At 70.9% G+C, this 18,271-nt stretch carries 13 protein-coding genes; 5 read left to right on the forward strand and 8 right to left on the reverse strand.

Going from position 1 to position 18,271, the window contains the following annotated elements; translation table 11 throughout:
• Nucleotides 1-52: 52 nt before the first annotated feature.
• Nucleotides 53-388, reverse strand: a complete 336-nt coding sequence (locus ACFYSH_RS20835) for a chorismate mutase (RefSeq protein ID WP_359466264.1) — start codon at nucleotides 386-388, stop codon at nucleotides 53-55.
• 189 nt (nucleotides 389-577) lie between these two features.
• On the opposite strand from ACFYSH_RS20835, the gene ACFYSH_RS20840 reads away from it, so the two are divergent.
• Nucleotides 578-2,380, forward strand: coding sequence for a beta-galactosidase family protein (locus ACFYSH_RS20840; RefSeq protein ID WP_388754331.1), 1,803 nt, complete (start codon nucleotides 578-580; stop codon nucleotides 2,378-2,380).
• 6 nt (nucleotides 2,381-2,386) lie between these two features.
• Here ACFYSH_RS20840 and ACFYSH_RS20845 read toward each other — a convergent pair whose 3' ends face one another.
• Nucleotides 2,387-3,163 (reverse strand): serine protease, encoded by a 777-nt coding sequence (locus ACFYSH_RS20845; protein WP_359466268.1) that lies wholly within the window; start codon nucleotides 3,161-3,163, stop codon nucleotides 2,387-2,389.
• A 238-nt stretch (nucleotides 3,164-3,401) separates the two neighbouring features.
• Here ACFYSH_RS20845 and ACFYSH_RS20850 point away from each other — a divergent pair, with 238 nt between their 5' ends.
• Together ACFYSH_RS20850 and ACFYSH_RS20855 are read left to right on the forward strand one after the other, a co-directional pair.
• Nucleotides 3,402-4,325, forward strand: coding sequence for a hypothetical protein (locus tag ACFYSH_RS20850; RefSeq protein WP_359466269.1), 924 nt, complete (start codon nucleotides 3,402-3,404; stop codon nucleotides 4,323-4,325).
• Between the two features lie 38 nt (nucleotides 4,326-4,363).
• A complete protein-coding gene (locus ACFYSH_RS20855) occupies nucleotides 4,364-5,434 on the forward strand; it encodes an ankyrin repeat domain-containing protein (RefSeq protein ID WP_388754335.1) in 1,071 nt (356 codons plus the stop codon).
• 45 nt (nucleotides 5,435-5,479) lie between these two features.
• On the opposite strand, the gene ACFYSH_RS20860 is transcribed toward ACFYSH_RS20855, so the two are convergent.
• The 3 genes from ACFYSH_RS20860 to ACFYSH_RS20870 all read right to left on the reverse strand — a co-directional run bounded on the left by ACFYSH_RS20860 (nucleotide 5,480) and on the right by ACFYSH_RS20870 (nucleotide 8,509).
• Nucleotides 5,480-7,123 (reverse strand): DEAD/DEAH box helicase, encoded by a 1,644-nt coding sequence (locus ACFYSH_RS20860; protein ID WP_388754338.1) that lies wholly within the window; start codon nucleotides 7,121-7,123, stop codon nucleotides 5,480-5,482.
• Between the two features lie 196 nt (nucleotides 7,124-7,319).
• Entirely contained in the window at nucleotides 7,320-7,523 is a 204-nt protein-coding gene (locus ACFYSH_RS20865; protein WP_015607926.1) for a cold-shock protein, read from the reverse strand.
• A gap of 464 nt (nucleotides 7,524-7,987) precedes the next feature.
• Nucleotides 7,988-8,509 (reverse strand): pyridoxamine 5'-phosphate oxidase family protein, encoded by a 522-nt coding sequence (locus tag ACFYSH_RS20870; RefSeq protein ID WP_388754341.1) that lies wholly within the window; start codon nucleotides 8,507-8,509, stop codon nucleotides 7,988-7,990.
• A 235-nt stretch (nucleotides 8,510-8,744) separates the two neighbouring features.
• Between ACFYSH_RS20870 and ACFYSH_RS20875 the strand changes: the two genes are divergently transcribed.
• Nucleotides 8,745-9,659 carry a rhomboid family intramembrane serine protease gene (locus ACFYSH_RS20875; RefSeq protein WP_388754344.1) on the forward strand — a complete coding sequence of 305 codons (915 nt, stop codon included), beginning with the start codon at nucleotides 8,745-8,747 and terminating at the stop codon, nucleotides 9,657-9,659.
• Between the two features lie 51 nt (nucleotides 9,660-9,710).
• Nucleotides 9,711-10,964 carry an SLC13 family permease gene (locus tag ACFYSH_RS20880; RefSeq protein ID WP_388754347.1) on the forward strand — a complete coding sequence of 418 codons (1,254 nt, stop codon included), beginning with the start codon at nucleotides 9,711-9,713 and terminating at the stop codon, nucleotides 10,962-10,964.
• A 125-nt stretch (nucleotides 10,965-11,089) separates the two neighbouring features.
• Here the strand turns inward: ACFYSH_RS20880 and ACFYSH_RS20885 are convergent, their stop codons facing one another.
• The 3 genes from ACFYSH_RS20885 to ACFYSH_RS20895 all read right to left on the reverse strand — a co-directional run bounded on the left by ACFYSH_RS20885 (nucleotide 11,090) and on the right by ACFYSH_RS20895 (nucleotide 18,213).
• Nucleotides 11,090-12,550, reverse strand: coding sequence for a glutamate synthase subunit beta (locus tag ACFYSH_RS20885; protein ID WP_359466280.1), 1,461 nt, complete (start codon nucleotides 12,548-12,550; stop codon nucleotides 11,090-11,092).
• Complete coding sequence (gene gltB / locus ACFYSH_RS20890; protein WP_359466282.1) at nucleotides 12,543-17,102, reverse strand: glutamate synthase large subunit; 4,560 nt, start codon at nucleotides 17,100-17,102, stop codon at nucleotides 12,543-12,545. The genes ACFYSH_RS20885 and gltB overlap by 8 nt, the downstream gene beginning before the upstream one ends.
• A gap of 379 nt (nucleotides 17,103-17,481) precedes the next feature.
• The gene (locus ACFYSH_RS20895) at nucleotides 17,482-18,213 is read right to left on the reverse strand and encodes a VIT1/CCC1 transporter family protein (protein ID WP_359466283.1); all 732 of its coding nucleotides are present in this window, start codon (nucleotides 18,211-18,213) and stop codon (nucleotides 17,482-17,484) included.
• Nucleotides 18,214-18,271 lie beyond the last annotated feature (58 nt).

Raw genomic sequence — 18,271 nt, forward strand, 5'->3', positions numbered from 1 at the left:
CGCCGTGCGGGGCGCTGTGCGGCCCGGGCCGAGGCGTCGGTCCCGCCTCGGGTCAGGCGTCGGCCGGTGCGGTCTCGCCCGACGACTCCTCCGCGATCCGTTCGTGGTGCCGGATGACCTCGGCCACGATGAAGCTCAGCAGCTTCTCCGCGAACCCGGGGTCCAGCCTGGCGCTCTCCGCGAGCTGGCGCAGGCGGGCGATCTGACGGGCTTCGCGGGCGGGGTCGGCGGGCGGCAGGTGGTGTGCGGCCTTGAGGTGGCCGACCTGCTGGGTGGCTTTGAACCGCTCGGCCAGCATGTGGACGACTGCGGCATCGATGTTGTCGATGCTTTCGCGCAGCCGGTTCAGTTCCGCTCGTACGGACTCGTCGATGTCGCTCGTGGTCATGGTCAGCGAGCCTAGCGGGAGGCGCGGGGGCGTTCGGGATCCGGGACTCGGTCGCTCCGGCGGGCCGGGCACATGTTCCGGGCCGGGTGTTGTGTCCAAGCACCGGCGTGCTTTCTCCATGGACCGGCCGGGGGGCCGCAGGCGAAGCTGATGGCCGGCGAGGATCGCACACAGGAGCGTACGAGCACGATGACTGACTTCACCGTGGGGGACGACCACTTCCGGCTGAACGGGGAGCCCGTCCGGCTGCTGTCGGGGGCGTTGCACTACTTCCGGGTGCACGAGGACCAGTGGGAGCACCGTCTGTCGATGCTGCGGGCGATGGGCCTCAACTGTGTCGAGACGTACGTGCCGTGGAATCTGCACGAGCCTCGGCAGGGGCGCCTGCGGGACGTGGGGGCGCTCGGCCGCTTCCTGGACGCGGTGCACGGGGCGGGGTTGCTGGCGATCGTGCGTCCGGGTCCGTACATCTGTGCCGAGTGGGAGAACGGGGGGCTGCCCGCGTGGGTGACGGGGCGGTTCGGCCGGCGGGTGCGCACCCGGGACGCGGGGTACGGGGCGGCGGTGGAGCGCTGGTTCGGGGAGTTGCTGCCGCAGGTGGTGCGGCGGCAGATCACCCGGGGCGGGCCGGTGATCATGGTGCAGGCGGAGAACGAGTACGGGAGTTACGGCTCGGACCGGGTGCATCTGGAGTGGTTGGCAGGGCTGCTGCGGCGGTGCGGGGTGACGGTTGCGCTGTTCACGTCGGACGGGCCGGAGGATCACATGCTGACGGGCGGTTCGGTGCCGGGTCTGCTCGCCACGGCCAATTTCGGGTCGGGGGCGCGGGAGGCTTTCGGGGTGCTGCGGCGTCACCGGCCGAGGGGGCCGTTGATGTGTATGGAGTTCTGGTGCGGCTGGTTCGGGCAGTGTGGCGCGGAGCCGGTGGTGCGTGATCCGGCGGAGACGGCGGAGGCGCTGCGGGAGATCCTGGAGTGCGGGGCCTCGGTGAATGTGTACATGGCCCATGGGGGGACGAGTTTCGCCGGGTGGTCGGGGGCGAACCGTTCCGGCCCTTCGCAGGATCAGGGGCTGGTACCGACGGTGACGTCGTACGACTACGACGCGCCGGTCGATGAGTACGGGCGGGCCACGGAGAAGTTCTGGGCGATGCGGAAGGTGCTGGAGGAGTTCGGGGACGGGCCGCTTCCGGCGTTGCCTCCGGAGCCGGTGGGGTTGCGTCCGGTGCGGGTGGAGTTGACGCGGGGCGCGCCGCTGCCGGCCGTTCTGGAGGTACTGGGCGATCCGGAGACGGCGGAGTCGGGGGTCGCGCCGACGTTCGAGGAGCTGGGTGTGGATCGTGGCCTGGTGCGCTACCGGGTGGGTGTGCCGGGGCCGCGGCAGGCGTATCCGCTGCGTGTCGCGGGGTTGCGGGACCGGGCGGTGGCGTACGTGGACGGGGTGCGGCGGGGGGTGCTGACGGAGGAGGACCACACGCTGGAGGAGCCCGTGGCGGGTCCGGCCGAGGTGGAGTTGTGGGTGGAGTCGCTGGGCCGGGTCAACTACGGTCCGCGGCTGGGTGAGCCGAAGGGCATCACGGGCGGTGTGCTGCACGAGCGCCAGTTCTTGCACGGGGTGCGGGCGCGGGGGTTGCGTCTGGACGCGTTCGACGAGCCGGGGGCGGTGGCCCGGGTGCCGTTCGGGGATGCCGGGAGCGTGGGGCGGACGGGGCTGTTCCGTGGCCTCTTCGACCTGGCGGACGTGTCGGGGATCGGTCATGCGGGGCTGGAGCTGCCGGGCTGGACGCGCGGGTTCGTGTGGGTGAACGGTTTCTGCCTGGGCCGTTACTGGTCGGTGGGGCCCGGGCAGGTGCTGTACGTCCCGGGGCCGGTGCTCCGTGAGGGTGCCAACGAGGTGTGGGTGCTGGAGCTGGAGGAGGCCGGGGAGCCGTTCGTGGAGCTGGGCCCGGGGGCGCCCGTCGGGACGGGCGCCCCCGGGGAGCGGCTGGGGTGATCCTGGTCAGAGGGTCGCGGCCGCCGACGCGATGGCGGAGGCGAAGGTCGACACCTGGGTGTACACGCCGGGGTAACCGGGCCGTGCGCAGCCCTCGCCCCAGCTGACGATGCCGACCTGGATCCAGGCTCCGGCGTTGTCCTTGCGGAACATGGGTCCGCCGGAGTCCCCCTGACAGGTGTCCACACCGCCGGCGCTGACGTATCCGGCGCAGATCTCCTGGCTGGCTACGAGGTCGCTGCCGTAGGCCTGGCGGCAGGTGGCGTCGGAGACGAAGGGGACGTTTGCCTTGAGGAGGTGGCGCTGCTGGCCGCCGCCCTCGGTGGCGGCGCCCCATCCTGCGACGGTGAAGGTGCCGGTGTCGTAGGCGGTGGTGGTGGCGATCTTCAGGGTGGGCTGGTTGATGGGCTGGGCGAGTTTGATCAGTGCCCAGTCCTTGCCCACGCCGTTGTAGCCGGGTGCCTGGAGGACCTTGGTGGAGCGGACCTTGACGGCGGAGGACGACTGGAGGTCGACGACTCCGGCGGTGGCGGTGATGGAGGTGTTGTTGCCGGATCCGCTGACGCAGTGGGCGGCGGTGAGCACGACGGTCGGGCTGTAGAGCGCACCGCCGCAGCCCATGGAGAGCCGGACCATGAAGGGGAATTCGCCCTGGGCGGCACGGGTGCCGCCGACGACGGGCGCGGGGGCGGCGGAGGCGTTCGACGGCTGGAGGCTGAGGGTGGCGAGGGCCACCGCGGCTATGACGGAGCATCTCTTGAGGGTGCGCAGAAGCTGCTTCATGGACTGTGCCTGCTTTCGGGTGGGGGGTCGGGGTGGGTGCTGCTGCAGGCGTGCGGGCGTGCGTGTCCTGGTCAGGGGCACAGGCCGGTCAATTTCGCCATGCCCCCGACAAGAGCGATCCGATTATCGGGAAACGTTCACCGCTGCCACAAGGCAGGGTTTCCGGCCAAGATCACTTGTCGGGCATCGGCGGGTTCTTTCCGGATCGACCTAAGCTGAAGGTCCGTTGAAGTCATCGATGGGGGTTCCGGACGTGAGCGACGGCGGCAACGGCAGCGGCGGTCCGGTCGTCCACGGGTTCCCGCATCTCGACGCGGTCCGGTCCGCGATCACCGCGCTCTACCGGCGGCTCTCCCCCGACGGTGTGCGCTCCTACGCCACGAGCCTCGCCCCGGTCGACGCGGCCTTCTCCGACGTGGACGACCTGCATCTCGGCGCCCAGCGGGTGGCGGGCGCCCTGGTGGAGCACCTGCGGCTGCCGCAGGCCCGTGTCGTGGTCGGTTTCCGGCGGATGGAACACGCCGCGAGCGTCGAACTCACCGCCGGGCCGGAGTACTTCATCGAGCTCAACGACCGTTTCCGCACGCACCGCAGGGACATCGGGGCCGCGCTCGCGCACGAGATCACCCATGTCCTGCTGCACCGGCTGGGTCTGGAACTCCCCGGCACCCGCGACAACGAGATCCTCACCGACACCGTGACGGCCTATCTCGGCACGGGCTGGCTCCTGCTCGACGCCTTCCGCCAGGACGCGGTCTCCAGCCAGAAGCTCGGCTATCTCACGCCCGAGGAATTCGGGTACGTACTCGCCAAGCGCGCACTGGTCTTCGAAGAGGACCCGTCGGTGTGGTTCACCAGCCCTCAGGCGTACACGGCGTACACCAGGGGACGGGCCGAGGCCCTGCGTGACCTGCGGCGGCCGCCGTTGACGGCCGCCGGGTGGGCGGGCAGGCGCCGTTACGCCAAGGACCGACGCCACGCCGGGGACCACCCGGGCACCGCCCCGGACCCGTCCGTCCCCTACGCCTTCGAAGCCGGCACGGACGGGCTCCGGGTCTCCTTCGCCTGCCCCACCTGCCACCAGCGCGTCCGGGTCCCGGCCCGGGGCCGGACGCGGGCGCGGTGCGGGCTGTGCCGCACCGTCCTGGAGTGCGACACCTGAGAGACCGGCCCGTACCGGGCAGGTCGTAGGGTCGGTGTATGACGAACGGTCCCGCTGGGGGTGCGAAACCCCTCTTCGAGGCGTTGTACGACGATGAGGACGCCGTCGTACGGGCGCTCCGTGCGGGCGCGTCCGCCGAGTCGGCCGACGAGGAGGGGACGACCGCGCTGTATCTGGCGTCCGTGCAGGACCTGCCGGGCGCGGTGAGGCTGCTCCTGGCCGCCGGCGCGGACCCGAACCGGGCGAGCGGGCCCGAGGCGGGTGATCTGCCGTTGTGCGGGGCGGCGTGCGGCGGCCACGCCGAGGTCGTCGGAGCGCTGCTGTCGGCCGGGGCCGCACCGGACCTGAGCGAGGAGTTCGGCTTCACCGCGCTGCGCTGGGCGGTGGGCCTCGGCCACGCACGGGTCGCGGAAACCCTCCTCGCCCACGGCGCGGACCCGAGCCTGCCCGGCCCGCAGGGTGAGGTCCCGCTGGTGGTCGCGGCCCGGCGAGGATCGGTGCACTCCGTACGGGCCCTGCTCCGGTACGGCGCCCGTGGCCTCTCCCCCGCACTGGACGAGGCCAGGCGCATGCTCACGGTGGACGTGGAGCAGGAACTGCTCGAAGGGCTGCGGCGCCTGTACGGGGACGAGGGCCACGAGAGCACGGTGCGCCGGGCACCGGTGGACGGCGGGGTGACCGTCACGGTCGAACTGCTGCGGGGCGGGGCACCGTTCGCGTCCCAGGAACTGCAGACGGGGCACGGCGCGATCGCGACACTCCTGGAGAACGAGCTGGGTCTGCGTGCCCCGTTCGAGGAGCTGGCCGTCCGGGCGCTGCGGGGCGGGGGCCCCGGGCTGGACAACTGGCTGGTGGCGGTGGGGACGCTGTGGCTGCGCGGCGACGAGGAGACGTTCCGGGCGGCGGCCGCGTGGACGGCGGACGCGGATCCACTGCGGCAGGCGTTCGGTGTGGATGTGCTGGCGCGGCTCGGGTTCGACACCGGCGGCAAGCCGTTCGCCGCACGGGCGGTTCCGCTGCTGCGGGAGCTGACCGGTTCTCCGGACCCGGCGGCGGCCGACGCGGCCGCGCGTGCGCTCGACCGGTACGAGGGCGCGCCCGGGCAGTGAGGAAGGGCGCGGCGACCGGCGGAGGCCAGTCACCGCGCCCGGTGGTCACGCTGCCCGGCGGCCACGGCCGGGAGCGCTGCCGCGCCCGGTGCCTGCGGCCCGGCCGGAGCCGGCGCCCCGGGCGGATCCACCCGCGCTGCCGGCGCCACGAGCCGCACCGCCGCCCGCACCACCACGGGCCGCCCCGCCGGTGCCGCCCTGCGCGGCGCCCGTTCCACCACGTCGCCCGCGGCCCCGGCTGCCCGAACGGAAGGCCCCGCCGGACGCCGGGCCGGAGCCCTGGCTCCCGCCGCGGGTCCGCGGCTTGGGCTGCGTCGGCTGCGGCACCTCGATGACGATCGCGACGCCGGACGGCTCACGCGCGCCCGTGATCCGGCTCAGCTCCTCGTCGCTGGACTTGATCCGGGTGGTGCGCGGCGCGATACCCGCGTCCTGCATCAGCCGGGTCATCTCGCGCTTCTCCTCCGGCAGGACGAGCGTGACGACGCTGCCGGACTCCCCGGCGCGCGCGGTGCGTCCGCCACGGTGCAGATAGTCCTTGTGGTCGGTCGGCGGGTCCACGTTGACGACCAGGTCCAGGTCGTCGATGTGGATGCCGCGGGCTGCCACGTTCGTCGCGACGAGCGCGGTGACCTGGCCGTTCTTGAACTGGTCCAGCGTCCGGTTGCGCTGCGGCTGGGACCGGCCGCCGTGCAGCGCGGCGGCCCGTACGCCGCTGGCGAGGAGACGCTTGGCGAAGCGGTCGGCGGCGCGCTTGGTGTCCACGAACATGATCACCCGGCCGTCGCGGGCGGCGATCCGGGTGGCGACGGCCTTCTTGTCCGTCTCGTCCGCCACGTGCAGCACATGGTGCTCCATGGTGGTGACGGCACCGGCGGACGGGTCGACCGAGTGCACGACCGGGTCGGTGAGGAACATCTTGACCAGCCGGTCGATGTTCTTGTCGAGGGTCGCCGAGAAGAGCATCCGCTGCCCGTCCGGCTCGACCTGCTTGAGCAGTGCGACGACCTGAGGCATGAAGCCCATGTCGGCCATCTGGTCGGCTTCGTCGAGGACGGTGATCGAGACCTGGTCGAGGCGGCAGTCACCGCGCTCGATGAGGTCCTTGAGCCGGCCCGGCGTGGCGACGAGCACCTCGGCGCCGCGGCGCAGCGCTCCGGACTGCCTGCTGATCGACATGCCGCCGACGACGGTGGCGACGCGCAGGTTCACGGAGGTGGCGTACGGGGTCAGCGCATCGGTGACCTGCTGGGCGAGCTCGCGGGTGGGGACGAGGACGAGGGCCAGCGGGGCGTGCGGCTCGGAGCGGCGTCCCGCGGTACGGGCGAGCAGGGCCAGGCCGAAGGCGAGGGTCTTGCCGGAGCCGGTGCGGCCACGGCCGAGGATGTCCCGGCCGGCCAGCGAGTTCGGCAGGGTCGCGCCCTGGATGGGGAAGGGGTCGGTCACGCCCTGTGCGGCGAGGGTCTTCAGCAGCGCGGCGGGCATGTCCAGGTCGGCGAACGCGTCGACGGCGGGCAGCGCGGGGGTCAGTGTCTCCGGCAGGGCGAACTCGCCGCCCTGGGCGGGCACGGTCCTGCGGCGGGCCGGTGCCTTGCCGGATCCTCGGGTGTTCGTCTGCGCCCGGTCCGTGCCGCGCCCCTTGGTCGGGCGGTTACGGGTCGGTCGGTCCTGGCGTTCGGAGCGGGTCATACGGAATTGCCCTCCTGGGGGATTCCTGGGGTTACTGCCGACTGCTGTGGACTGCGTGATGTGCGCCCCAGGATGCAAGCACATGGCAGGTGTCCCGGCGGCGGAGCCGAACCGGGGAGGAGGAGTCGCAAACAGCACAAACCGGGGCCCGCACCGTGAAGGTGCGGGCCCCGGTCGCGAGGTACGCGTCCGGCGATTAGGCCGGGACGATGTTCTCCGCCTGCGGGCCCTTCTGGCCCTGCGTGACGTCGAAGGAGACCTTCTGGCCCTCCTGGAGCTCACGGAAGCCCTGGGTGGCGATGTTCGAGTAGTGGGCGAAGACGTCGGCGCCGCCGCCGTCCTGCTCGATGAAGCCGAAGCCCTTTTCCGAGTTGAACCACTTCACGGTTCCAGTAGCCATGTCATTCTCCTAAAAGAGGTGCAGTGCCGGAAATCCGCACTTTACGAATTCCAAGTCGCCGCATTGAGCCCCATCCGGAGAAAGCCGGAAAACAATAAAGCGCCTGAGGAGGGTTCCCGTCAGGCGCACATAAAGTTCATGGGTACCAAAACTGCAACTCGGCAACCGTAGCACGTTCTGTCGGCGAGCGGCAGATCACTTCGCTCAGGCACGCCGGAAGATCCGCTGACCAGCACCGTGGCGGGGACTGTTCACGGCGGGTTCCATGACCGTTCCCGGATGGTTCCTGCCCTGTCCCCCCATGGGGTCCGGGCACTTCCCCGGGTGGGGAGACCTCGCGCTCCGCCGCCCGGCCCGGACGGCACGGGGAGAACAGCCGGTTCACCTGATTGCCGTAGCGGCGCGCCTCCGCGACCACGCACCGGCGGCAGCCGGTCGCACGTGGGGGTTACGCCGAACGGGCGTCACGACTCGCGGACCGGGCTTTCGTCGGCCTTCCTGCGCAGGGTGCGCAGGGGGTGGCCGGGGCGCCACACCTGGACGACGATGTCCTCGCCGTCGATCCCGGTGCGGACCACCTCCGTGGGGTCGGCACGGAAGAGGAGGAAGGGCTCCGGCGGGTTCACCTCCTCGGCGAAGCGGGCCCGGACGGCGTCGTCGGTGACCTCCACCGCCCGCCCGGAGATCCGGGTGTCCCCGTCGGTCATCTCCGCGTCCGGCCCCGGGTTGGCGTGGATGGCGAAGCGGGGGTCACGCCGCAGATCGAGGGCCTTGCGCGAGTTCGGCATCATGCCGAACCACAGCGTGTCCATCCGGAAGTTCACCTCGAGGCCGGTGACCCGGGGGGAGCCGTCCACGCGCAGGGTCGCCAGGACGTGGTGCTTGTACTGCTGGAACCGCCTCCGCACGGTGTCGGCGAAGGCCGGCTCCGCCGCGCGGAAGTCCTGCCAGGAAGGGGGTGTCACGTTCGATGTCATGGGTGCCATCGAACCCCGTAACCAGGACATCCTCTGTCGTGTTTCGTCGCGCGTCACCGGATCGGACGCCACTCACGTCGCCGGCTGCCGGCCAGGCCCCTTGCGGCCACGGGAGCTCCGGGCGCAGTCCCCCGCCCGGGCGCGTGATGCCCGCGGCCCCAGGTGTGTCCCGCTTCACCCGCGTTCGCTATCTTGAGCGCCGCCGCCCCCTGCGGCCCTCCGTCCACGAATGAAGGAGCCGGCCATGACGGCCGCCGCCACCACGTGTTACCGCCACCCGTCCTACGAGACGTATGTGCGCTGCACGCGTTGTGACCGCTACATCTGCCCCGACTGCATGCGTGAGGCGTCGGTCGGGCACCACTGCGTGGAGTGCGTGAAGGAGGGGCAGCGCTCGGTCCGGCAGGCACGTTCACTGTTCGGTGGCGCGGTGCCGAGCGCCGCGACGCCGGTCGTCACGTATGTGCTGATGGTGCTGAACATCGCCGCGTACGTCGTCGAGGTGGTCCGGTCGGAGACGGTGGACCGGTTCGGGATGCTCGGGGCGGTGCTGGTCGACCCGGAGGGCGGGCAGTACTACTACAAGGGTGAGACCTACCCGGGGTTCGAGCTGGCCGGGGTGGCCGACGGTGAGTGGTACCGGCTGCTGACGGGCGCTTTCCTGCACCTGCCGCCCGACGCGTCGTTCGGCGTGATGCACCTGGTCTTCAACATGCTCGCGCTGTGGAACCTCGGCAGGGTCGTGGAGGGCCAGCTGGGCCGGGCGCGGTATCTGGCGCTGTATCTGCTGTCCGCGGTGGGCGGTTCGGTGCTGGTGTACCTGGTCTCACCGGAGACGACGGCGGTCGGCGCGTCCGGTGCGATCTTCGGCCTCGCGGCGTCCTTCTACGTCATCAACCGCCGTCTGGGACGGGACATGGGGCCGGTCAACCGCTTCATGGCGGGGTTCCTGCTCTGGATGGTGATCTCCGCCGTGTTCACCTCGTGGGAGGGCCACCTCGGCGGGCTGCTGACCGGCGGCCTGGTGACGTACGGTCTCGCGTACGCCCCGGCGAAGCTCCGGACGTCTGCGGCCCAGCTGGCCGGCGGGGCAGTGCTGGCCGTGCTGCTGGCTGCGGTGATCGCCGTCCGGACGGCGGCTCTGACGGGCGCGGCCTGACGCGAACCCGCCTGCCCCTGAGCGGCGTCCGCTTTCTGGGACCATCGTCCCATGCTGAGAGATGCTTCGGTGGGACGTGCGGCGGACGGGGGCATCGGGTCCGGTGAAGAGGCAGCCGGGCGTGGCCGGCGTCCGCACCCGCTCGACTGGCTCGCGGGAGGTCTGCTGGCTCTGGGCCTGCTGGCGGTGGTGACCGGGCTGTTGCCCTCGGAGACCGCCGCGGCGCAGACGCGTCGCGTCGGGCCCCTGGTGGTGTTCCTGGGCACCGTGATCGTGATGGCCGAGCTGACGGGCCGGGCGCAGGTCTTCGATGTGGTGGCGGCCTGGGTGGCGCGGGCGGGGCGGGGGCACTATCCGCTGCTCTTCGGGCTGTGCGTGCTGTTCGCCTCGCTCACCACGATCACGCTGAATCTGGACACCACGGCGGTGCTCCTCACCCCGGTGATGCTGGCGCTGGCCACCCGGGTGGGGATCGCGGCGATGCCCCTGGCGATGACGACGGTGTGGCTCGCCAATACCGCGAGTCTGCTGTTGCCGGTCTCGAACCTGACGAACCTGCTGGCGGCGGACCGGGTGGCCCTCTCGCCGGCCGGTCTGGCCGCGGTGATGTGGCTGCCCCAGCTCGCGTCGATCGCGGTGACGGCGGTGTGCCTGTGGGTCTTCTACTGGCGGCGTGGCCGGCGGGGCGCGGACCGGTACTCCCCGCCGGGAGCACCGGTGGTGGAGGACCCCGTTCTGTCGCGGATCTGTGCGGTTGCCTGTGCGGGCTTCCTGCTGGCGCTCCTGGTCGCGGACGTTCCGCTCTGGTCGGCGTCGCTGACGGCGATGGCGGTGGTCGTGGTGGCGTTCGCCGTACGGCGCCGGCGGGAGCTGCGACTGTCGCTGGTGCCGTGGCGACTGCTGGTGCTCGTCCCGGGGATGTTCCTGGTGGTGGCGACGGTCGACGCACACGGTCTGCACGAGCTGCTGAAGTCGGCGCTGGGGTCGGACAACGGCTTCCTGGGGATGCTGCGGTCAGCGGCGGTGGGGGCGGGGCTGTCGAACGTCCTGAACAACCTGCCGGCCTACCTGGCGGGCGAGGCGGTCGTCCCGGCGGGGAACCACGAGCAGTTGCTGGCTCTGCTGATCGGCGTCGATGTGGGGCCGCTCGTCACTCCGTGGGCGTCCCTGGCGACGCTGCTGTGGTTCGAGCGCTGTCGTTGGCACGGGACGCGGATCGCCATGGGTCCGTTCGTGGGGACCGGTCTGGTGCTGTCGGTGACGGGCACCCTGGCCGCCGTGTCCGCGCTGGCGCTGGTCAGCTGACCCGCCGCCGGGCCGGCGCGCGTGTGGACGCGCCGCGGCGCCCTCCCCTTGTCCGGTCGGGGACGGGGGGAGGGCGCCGCGTTCAGTTCCGTACGCCGTTGTACGGGACGTCTGTGTGCCGTGGATCAGACCGTCAGGGAGCGGTCCGTCGGGCGGATCGGGGCGTGCAGGGCACTGGTTCCGGTCAGGAAGCGGTCCACGCCGCGCGCCGCGGAGCGGCCCTCGGCGATGGCCCAGACGATGAGGGACTGGCCGCGGCCGGCGTCACCGGCGACATAGACGCCGTCGACGTTGGTCGCGTAGTTCTCGTCGCGTGCGATGTTGCCGCGCGCGTCGAGCTCCAGGCCGAACTGCTGGACGAGACCGTTGGCCTGGTCGGTACCGGTGAAGCCCATGGCCAGGGTGACGAGCTGGGCCGGGATGACCCGCTCGGTGCCGGCCTTCTGCTCCAGCTTGCCGTCCTTGAACTCCACCTCGATGAGGTGGAGGGACTGGACGTTGCCGTCCTCGTCGCCCTCGAAGTGGGTGGTGGAGACGGAGTAGAGCCGCTCGCCACCCTCCTCGTGCGCGGAGGTGACCTTGTAGAGCATGGGGAAGGTCGGCCAGGGCTGGTTGGCGTTACGCTCCTCGCCCGGCTGCGGCATGATCTCCAGCTGGGTGACGGAGGCCGCGCCCTGCCGGTGGGCGGTGCCGACGCAGTCCGCGCCGGTGTCGCCGCCGCCGATGACGACGACGTGCTTGCCCTGGGCGGTGATCGGGGAGACCGTGAGGTCGCCCTCCTGCACCTTGTTGGCGAGCGGGAGGTACTCCATCGCGAAGTGCACGCCGTTCAGCTCGCGGCCCGGGACGGGCAGGTCGCGGGAGACGGTGGCACCGGCGGCGATGACGACCGCGTCGTAGCGGCGGCGGAGCTTCGTGGCGTCGATGTCCTTGCCGATCTCCACCTCCGTGCGGAACTTGGTGCCTTCCGCGCGCATCTGCTCGATGCGGCGGTTGATGTGCGACTTCTCCATCTTGAACTCGGGGATCCCGTACCGGAGGAGTCCGCCGATGCGGTCCGCGCGCTCGAAGACGGCGACGGTGTGGCCGGCCCGGGTCAGCTGCTGGGCGGCGGCGAGACCCGCCGGGCCCGAGCCGATGACGGCGACGGTCTTGCCGGAGAGGCGCTCGGGCGGCTGCGGGGTGACGTCGCCGCTGTCCCACGCCTTGTCGATGATGCTGACTTCGACGTTCTTGATGGTGACGGCGGGCTGGTTGATGCCGAGGACGCACGCCGACTCGCACGGAGCGGGGCACAGGCGGCCCGTGAACTCCGGGAAGTTGTTCGTGGCGTGCAGGCGCTCGGACGCCGCCGACCAGTCCTCGCGGTAGGCGTAGTCGTTCCACTCGGGGATGAGGTTTCCGAGGGGACAGCCGTTGTGGCAGAACGGGATGCCGCAGTCCATGCAGCGGCCGGCCTGCTTGCTGATGATCGGGAGCAGCGATCCCGGAACGTAGACCTCGTTCCAGTCCTTGACACGCTCGCCGACGGGGCGGGTCTGGGCGACCTCGCGTCCGGTGGTCAGGAAGCCCTTGGGGTCAGCCATTGGTCGCCGCCTCCATCATCTTCTCGGTGGTCTCCTGCTCGGAGAGACCGGCGAGCTCAGCGGCGTCCTTGGCGGCGAGCACTGCCTTGTAGGTGGACGGGATGATCTTGCTGAACCGGGCGACCGAGGTGTCCCAGTCGGCCAGCAGCTTCTCGGCGACCGTGGAGCCGGTCTCCTCCTGGTGGCGGCGCACGACGTCGTGCAGCCACAGCTTGTCGGTGTCGTCGAGGAGCTCGACCGCGCCGACGTTGCCGGTGTTGACGTTGTCGAGGTCCAGGTCGATGACGTACGCGATGCCGCCGGACATACCTGCGGCGAAGTTACGTCCGGTCTCGCCGAGGACGACGGCGTGCCCGCCGGTCATGTACTCGCAGCCGTGGTCGCCCACGCCTTCCGAGACGACCGTGGCACCGGAGTTACGGACGCAGAAGCGCTCGCCGGTCCGGCCGCGGAGGAACAGCTCGCCGCCGGTGGCACCGTAGCCGATGGTGTTGCCGGCGATGGTGGAGTACTCGGCGAGGTGGTCCGCGCCGCGGTCCGGGCGGACGATGACGCGACCGCCGGAGAGGCCCTTGCCGACGTAGTCGTTGGCGTCGCCCTCCAGGCGCAGCGTCACACCGCGCGGTACGAACGCGCCGAAGGACTGGCCCGCGGAGCCGGTGAAGGTGATGTCGATGGTGTCGTCGGGCAGGCCCGCACCGCCGAACTTCTTGGTCACCTCGTGGCCGAGCATCGTGCCGACGGTGCGGTTGATGTTGCGGATCGCGATCTGTGCCCGGACGGGCTGGGCCGCCTCGGCGCTGTCGGCGTCCAGGGCGTCGGCGGCGAGCTTGATCAGCTCGTTGTCGAGGGCCTTGGCCAGTCCGTGGTCCTGCTCGGCGATCTGGTGGCGCACCGCGCCCTCGGGGAGCTCGGGCACGTAGAAGAGGGGCTCGAGGTCGAGGCCCTGTGCCTTCCAGTGGGTGACGGCCCGCTCGGTGTCGAGGAGCTCGGCGTGGCCGACGGCCTCCTCGATCGTGCGGAAGCCGAGCTCGGCGAGGATCTCGCGGACCTCTTCGGCGATGAACTCGAAGAAGTTGACGATGTACTCGGCCTTGCCGGAGAACCGGTCACGCAGGACGGGGTTCTGGGTGGCGATGCCGACCGGGCAGGTGTCGAGGTGACATACGCGCATCATGACGCAGCCGGAGACGACGAGCGGCGCGGTCGCGAAACCGAACTCCTCGGCGCCCAGCAGCGCGGCGATGACGACGTCCCGCCCGGTCTTGAGCTGGCCGTCGGTCTGGACGACGATGCGGTCGCGCAGGCCGTTGAGCAGCAGGGTCTGCTGGGTCTCGGCGAGGCCGAGCTCCCAGGGGCCGCCCGCGTGCTTGAGCGAGGTGAGCGGGGACGCGCCCGTGCCGCCGTCGTGGCCGGAGATGAGGACGACGTCCGCGTGGGCCTTGGAGACACCCGCGGCGACCGTTCCGACACCGACCTCGGAGACCAGCTTCACGTGGACGCGGGCCGCCGGGTTGGCGTTCTTGAGGTCGTGGATCAGCTGAGCCAGGTCCTCGATGGAGTAGATGTCGTGGTGCGGCGGGGGCGAGATCAGGCCGACGCCCGGGGTGGAGTGCCGGGTCTTGGCGACCCACGGGTAGACCTTGTGGCCGGGCAGCTGGCCGCCCTCGCCGGGCTTGGCGCCCTGCGCCATCTTGATCTGGATGTCGTCCGCGTTGACCAGGTACTCGCTGGTGACACCGAAGCGGCCGGAGGCGACCTGCTTGATGGACGAGCGGCGCGCCGGGTCGTAGAGACGCTCGGCGTCCTCGCCGCCCTCACCGGTGTTGGACTTGCCGCCCAGCTGGTTCATGGCGACGGCGAGCGTCTCGTGCGCCTCCTGCGAGATGGAGCCGTACGACATGGCGCCGGTGGAGAAGCGCTTGACGATGTCGGCCACCGACTCGACCTCGTCGATGGAGATCGGCTCGCGGCCGCTCTTGAAGCCGAAGAGTCCGCGGAGCGTCATGAGGCGCTCGGACTGCTCGTTGACCCGGCCGGTGTACTTCTTGAAGATGTCGTACCGGCGGTTGCGGGTGGCGTGCTGGAGGCGGAAGACCGTCTCCGGGTCGAACAGGTGCGGCTCGCCCTCGCGGCGCCACTGGTACTCGCCGCCGATCTCCAGCGCGCGGTGCGAGGCGGAGATGCCGGAGGCCGGGTACGCCTTGGTGTGCCGGGCGGCGACCTCCTTGGCGACGACGTCGAGGCCGGCGCCGCCGATCTTGGTGGCGGTGCCGTTGAAGTACTGGGCGACGAAGGCCTCGTCGAGGCCGACGGCCTCGAAGACCTGGGCCCCGCGGTAGGAGGCGACGGTCGAGATGCCCATCTTGGACATGACCTTCAGGACGCCCTTGCCGAGGGCGTAGATCAGGTTGCGGATGGCCAGCTCGGGCTCGATGCCCTCGATGAACGTGCCGGCGCGGACGAGGTCCTCGACGGACTCCATCGCGAGGTACGGGTTGACGGCGGCGGCGCCGTACCCGATGAGCAGCGCGACGTGGTGGACCTCACGGACGTCACCGGCCTCGACCAGCAGGCCCACCTGGGTGCGCTGCTTGGTGCGGATGAGGTGGTGGTGGACGGCCGAGGTGAGCAGCAGCGACGGGATCGGCGCGTGCTCGGCGTCGGAGTGCCGGTCGGACAGGACGATGAGACGGGCGCCGTCCTCTATGGCGGCGTCGACCTCGGTGGTGATCTGCTCGATCCGGGCGGCGAGGGCCTCACCGCCGCCGCTGACGCGGTAGAGGCCGGAGAGGGTCGCGGCCTTCATTCCCGGCATGTCGCCGTCGGCGTTGATGTGTATGAGCTTGGCCAGCTCGTCGTTGTCGATCACCGGGAAGGGCAGCGTCACGGCGCGGCACGCGGCGGCGGACGGTTCCAGGATGTTGCCCTGGGGGCCGAGCGTGGAGCGCAGCGAGGTGACGAGCTCCTCGCGGATGGCGTCCAGCGGCGGGTTGGTGACCTGGGCGAACAGCTGGGTGAAGTAGTCGAAGAGCAGCCGGGGGCGCTCGGAGAGCGCGGCGATCGGCGAGTCGGTGCCCATGGAGCCGAGGGGTTCACCGGCGGTGCGGGCCATCGGGGCGAGGAGGACGCGGAGCTCTTCCTCGGTGTAGCCGAAGGTCTGCTGGCGGCGGGTGACCGAGGCGTGGGTGTGGACGATGTGCTCGCGCTCGGGGAGGTCCTCGAGCTCGATCTCGCCGGTTTCCAGCCACTCCTGGTACGGGTTCTCGGCGGCCAGGGACGCCTTGATCTCGTCGTCCTCGATGATGCGGTGCTCGGCGGTGTCGACGAGGAACATCTTGCCGGGCTGGAGGCGGCCCTTGCGAACGACCTTGGCCGGGTCGATGTCCAGGACGCCGACCTCGGAGGACAGGACGACCAGTCCGTCGTCGGTGACCCAGTAGCGGCCGGGGCGCAGACCGTTGCGGTCGAGGACCGCGCCGACCTGGGTGCCGTCGGTGAAGGTGACGCAGGCCGGGCCGTCCCAGGGCTCCATCATCGTGGAGTGGTACTGGTAGAAGGCGCGGCGGGCCGGGTCCATGGACGCGTGGTTCTCCCACGCCTCGGGGACCATCATCAGCACCGAGTGGGGCAGCGAGCGGCCACCGAGGTGGAGCAGCTCCAGGACCTCGTCGAAGGAGGCGGAGTCGGAGGCGTCCGGGGTGCAGACGGGGAAGATCCGGTCGAGCTGCGCTTCTCCGAAGAGGCTGGACGCGAGCTGGGACTCGCGGGCCTTCATCCAGTTGCGGTTGCCCTTGACCGTGTTGATCTCGCCGTTGTGCGCGACGAAGCGGTACGGGTGGGCGAGCGGCCAGCTGGGGAAGGTGTTGGTGGAGAAGCGGGAGTGCACCAGCGCGACGGTCGTGGCGAAGCGGCGGTCGGAGAGGTCCGGGAAGAACGGCTCCAGCTGCCCGGTGGTGAGCATGCCCTTGTAGACGATCGTGCGTGCGGAGAGTGAGGGGAAGTACACCCCGGCCTCACGCTCGGCGCGCTTGCGCAGGACGAAGGCCTTGCGGTCCAGCGCGATGCCGGCGTTCTCGCCGTCGGCGACGATCAGCTGGCGGAACTCCGGCATGACGGCGCGGGCGCCCTTGCCGAGGATGTCAGGCGCGACCGGGACCTGGCGCCAGCCGAGGACGTCGAGGCCCTCTTCGGCGGCGATCTTCTCGATCTGCTTGACGGAGTCGGTGGAGTCCTCCGCGGGCAGGAAGGCGATGCCTACGGCGTAGGAACCGGCCTCGGGGAGCTCGAACGCGGTCTCTTCGCGGAGGAAGGCGTCGGGGACCTGGAGGAGAATGCCGGCGCCGTCACCCGAGTCGGGCTCGGATCCTGTGGCGCCGCGGTGTTCGAGGTTGCGCAGTACGGTCAGCGCCTGCTCGACCAGCTCATGGCTGGCCACACCGGTCAGAGTGGCCACGAACCCGACACCACAGGCGTCGTGCTCGTTACGGGGGTCGTACATCCCCTGCTGGACAGGGCGACCGTCCATGGGCGACCAGGCGTCGGAACGCATCGGCTCTCCCGTCGTCGTCGTGGCATGTGCTGTGCCGAGGGACGACTCTGGCCCTCTGCGAAATTTCGTGCAGGTTACATGATGGAACGCTTCTCAAAAACCGGAAAGACTGTTCCAACATGCGGACACCACGGAGTCGTGGTGCACGTGGGTCATGATCGGCGGGATCCTTGTGGATCACCGTCCGGGGAGACCGCAGAGAGCAGGCGTCGTTGCCCGCGAGTGTCTACGGCTCTTGCCCTGCGGTCATGGAAACGAAACCGCCGAGTAACGGCTACTTATGTGTAGCGCTGCATAGCGTCTCATTTTACGGTGGGGACACCGTATCCGCCCAGTGACGTGCGTCAAGACGTACGTCACACCGAGGCGCCCCGGGTCCTCAGCCGACGGCGACACCGAACAGCGTGCCCAGTCCGTACGTGATCGCCGCGGCGGCGCCGCCGAGCACGAGCTGGCGCAGTCCGCTGAACCACCAGGAGCGCGCCGTCACCCTGGCCACCACCGCTCCGCAGCCGAACAGGCCGGCCAGGGCCAGCAGCACGGCGGGCCACATGGAGGTGGCACCCAGCAGGAAGGGCAGTACGGGCAGCAGAGCGCCCAGTGCGAAGGCGCCGAAGGAGGACACCGCGGCCACGAGCGGCGAGGGCAGGTCGCCCGGGTCGATGCCCAGTTCCTCGCGGGCGTGGATCTCGAGCGCCTGCTCCGGGTCCTGGGACAGCTGGCGCGCGACCTCCCGGGCGAGCGCGGGCTCGACTCCGCGCGATTCGTAGAGCTCGGCGAGCTCCCGCATCTCGTCCTTGGGGTGCTTGCGCAGCTCGCGCCGCTCGACGTCGAGCTCGGCCTCGACGAGCTCACGCTGCGAGGCGACGGAGGTGTACTCCCCTGCGGCCATCGAGAACGCGCCGGCAGCGAGCCCGGCCAGGCCGGTGATGACGATGGTCTGCTGGGACACCGCCCCTCCGGCGACGCCCGTCATCAGGGCGAGGTTGGAGACGAGGCCGTCCATGGCACCGAACACCGCGGGACGCAGCCAGCCACCGTTGACGTCACGGTGGGTGTGGTTGTCCCGGTGCGCCTCGTGCAGGACGGCGTCGGTCTCGATGATGGACACAGCTCTCCCCTTCTCCGGGAGCGGGCCCCTTGTCCTCCTCCCGCTCCACAACGTCGAA

The sequence above is a fragment of the Streptomyces sp. NPDC005791 genome, assembly GCF_042871485.1.
In the GTDB taxonomy this organism is placed as follows: Bacteria; Actinomycetota; Actinomycetes; order Streptomycetales; family Streptomycetaceae; genus Streptomyces.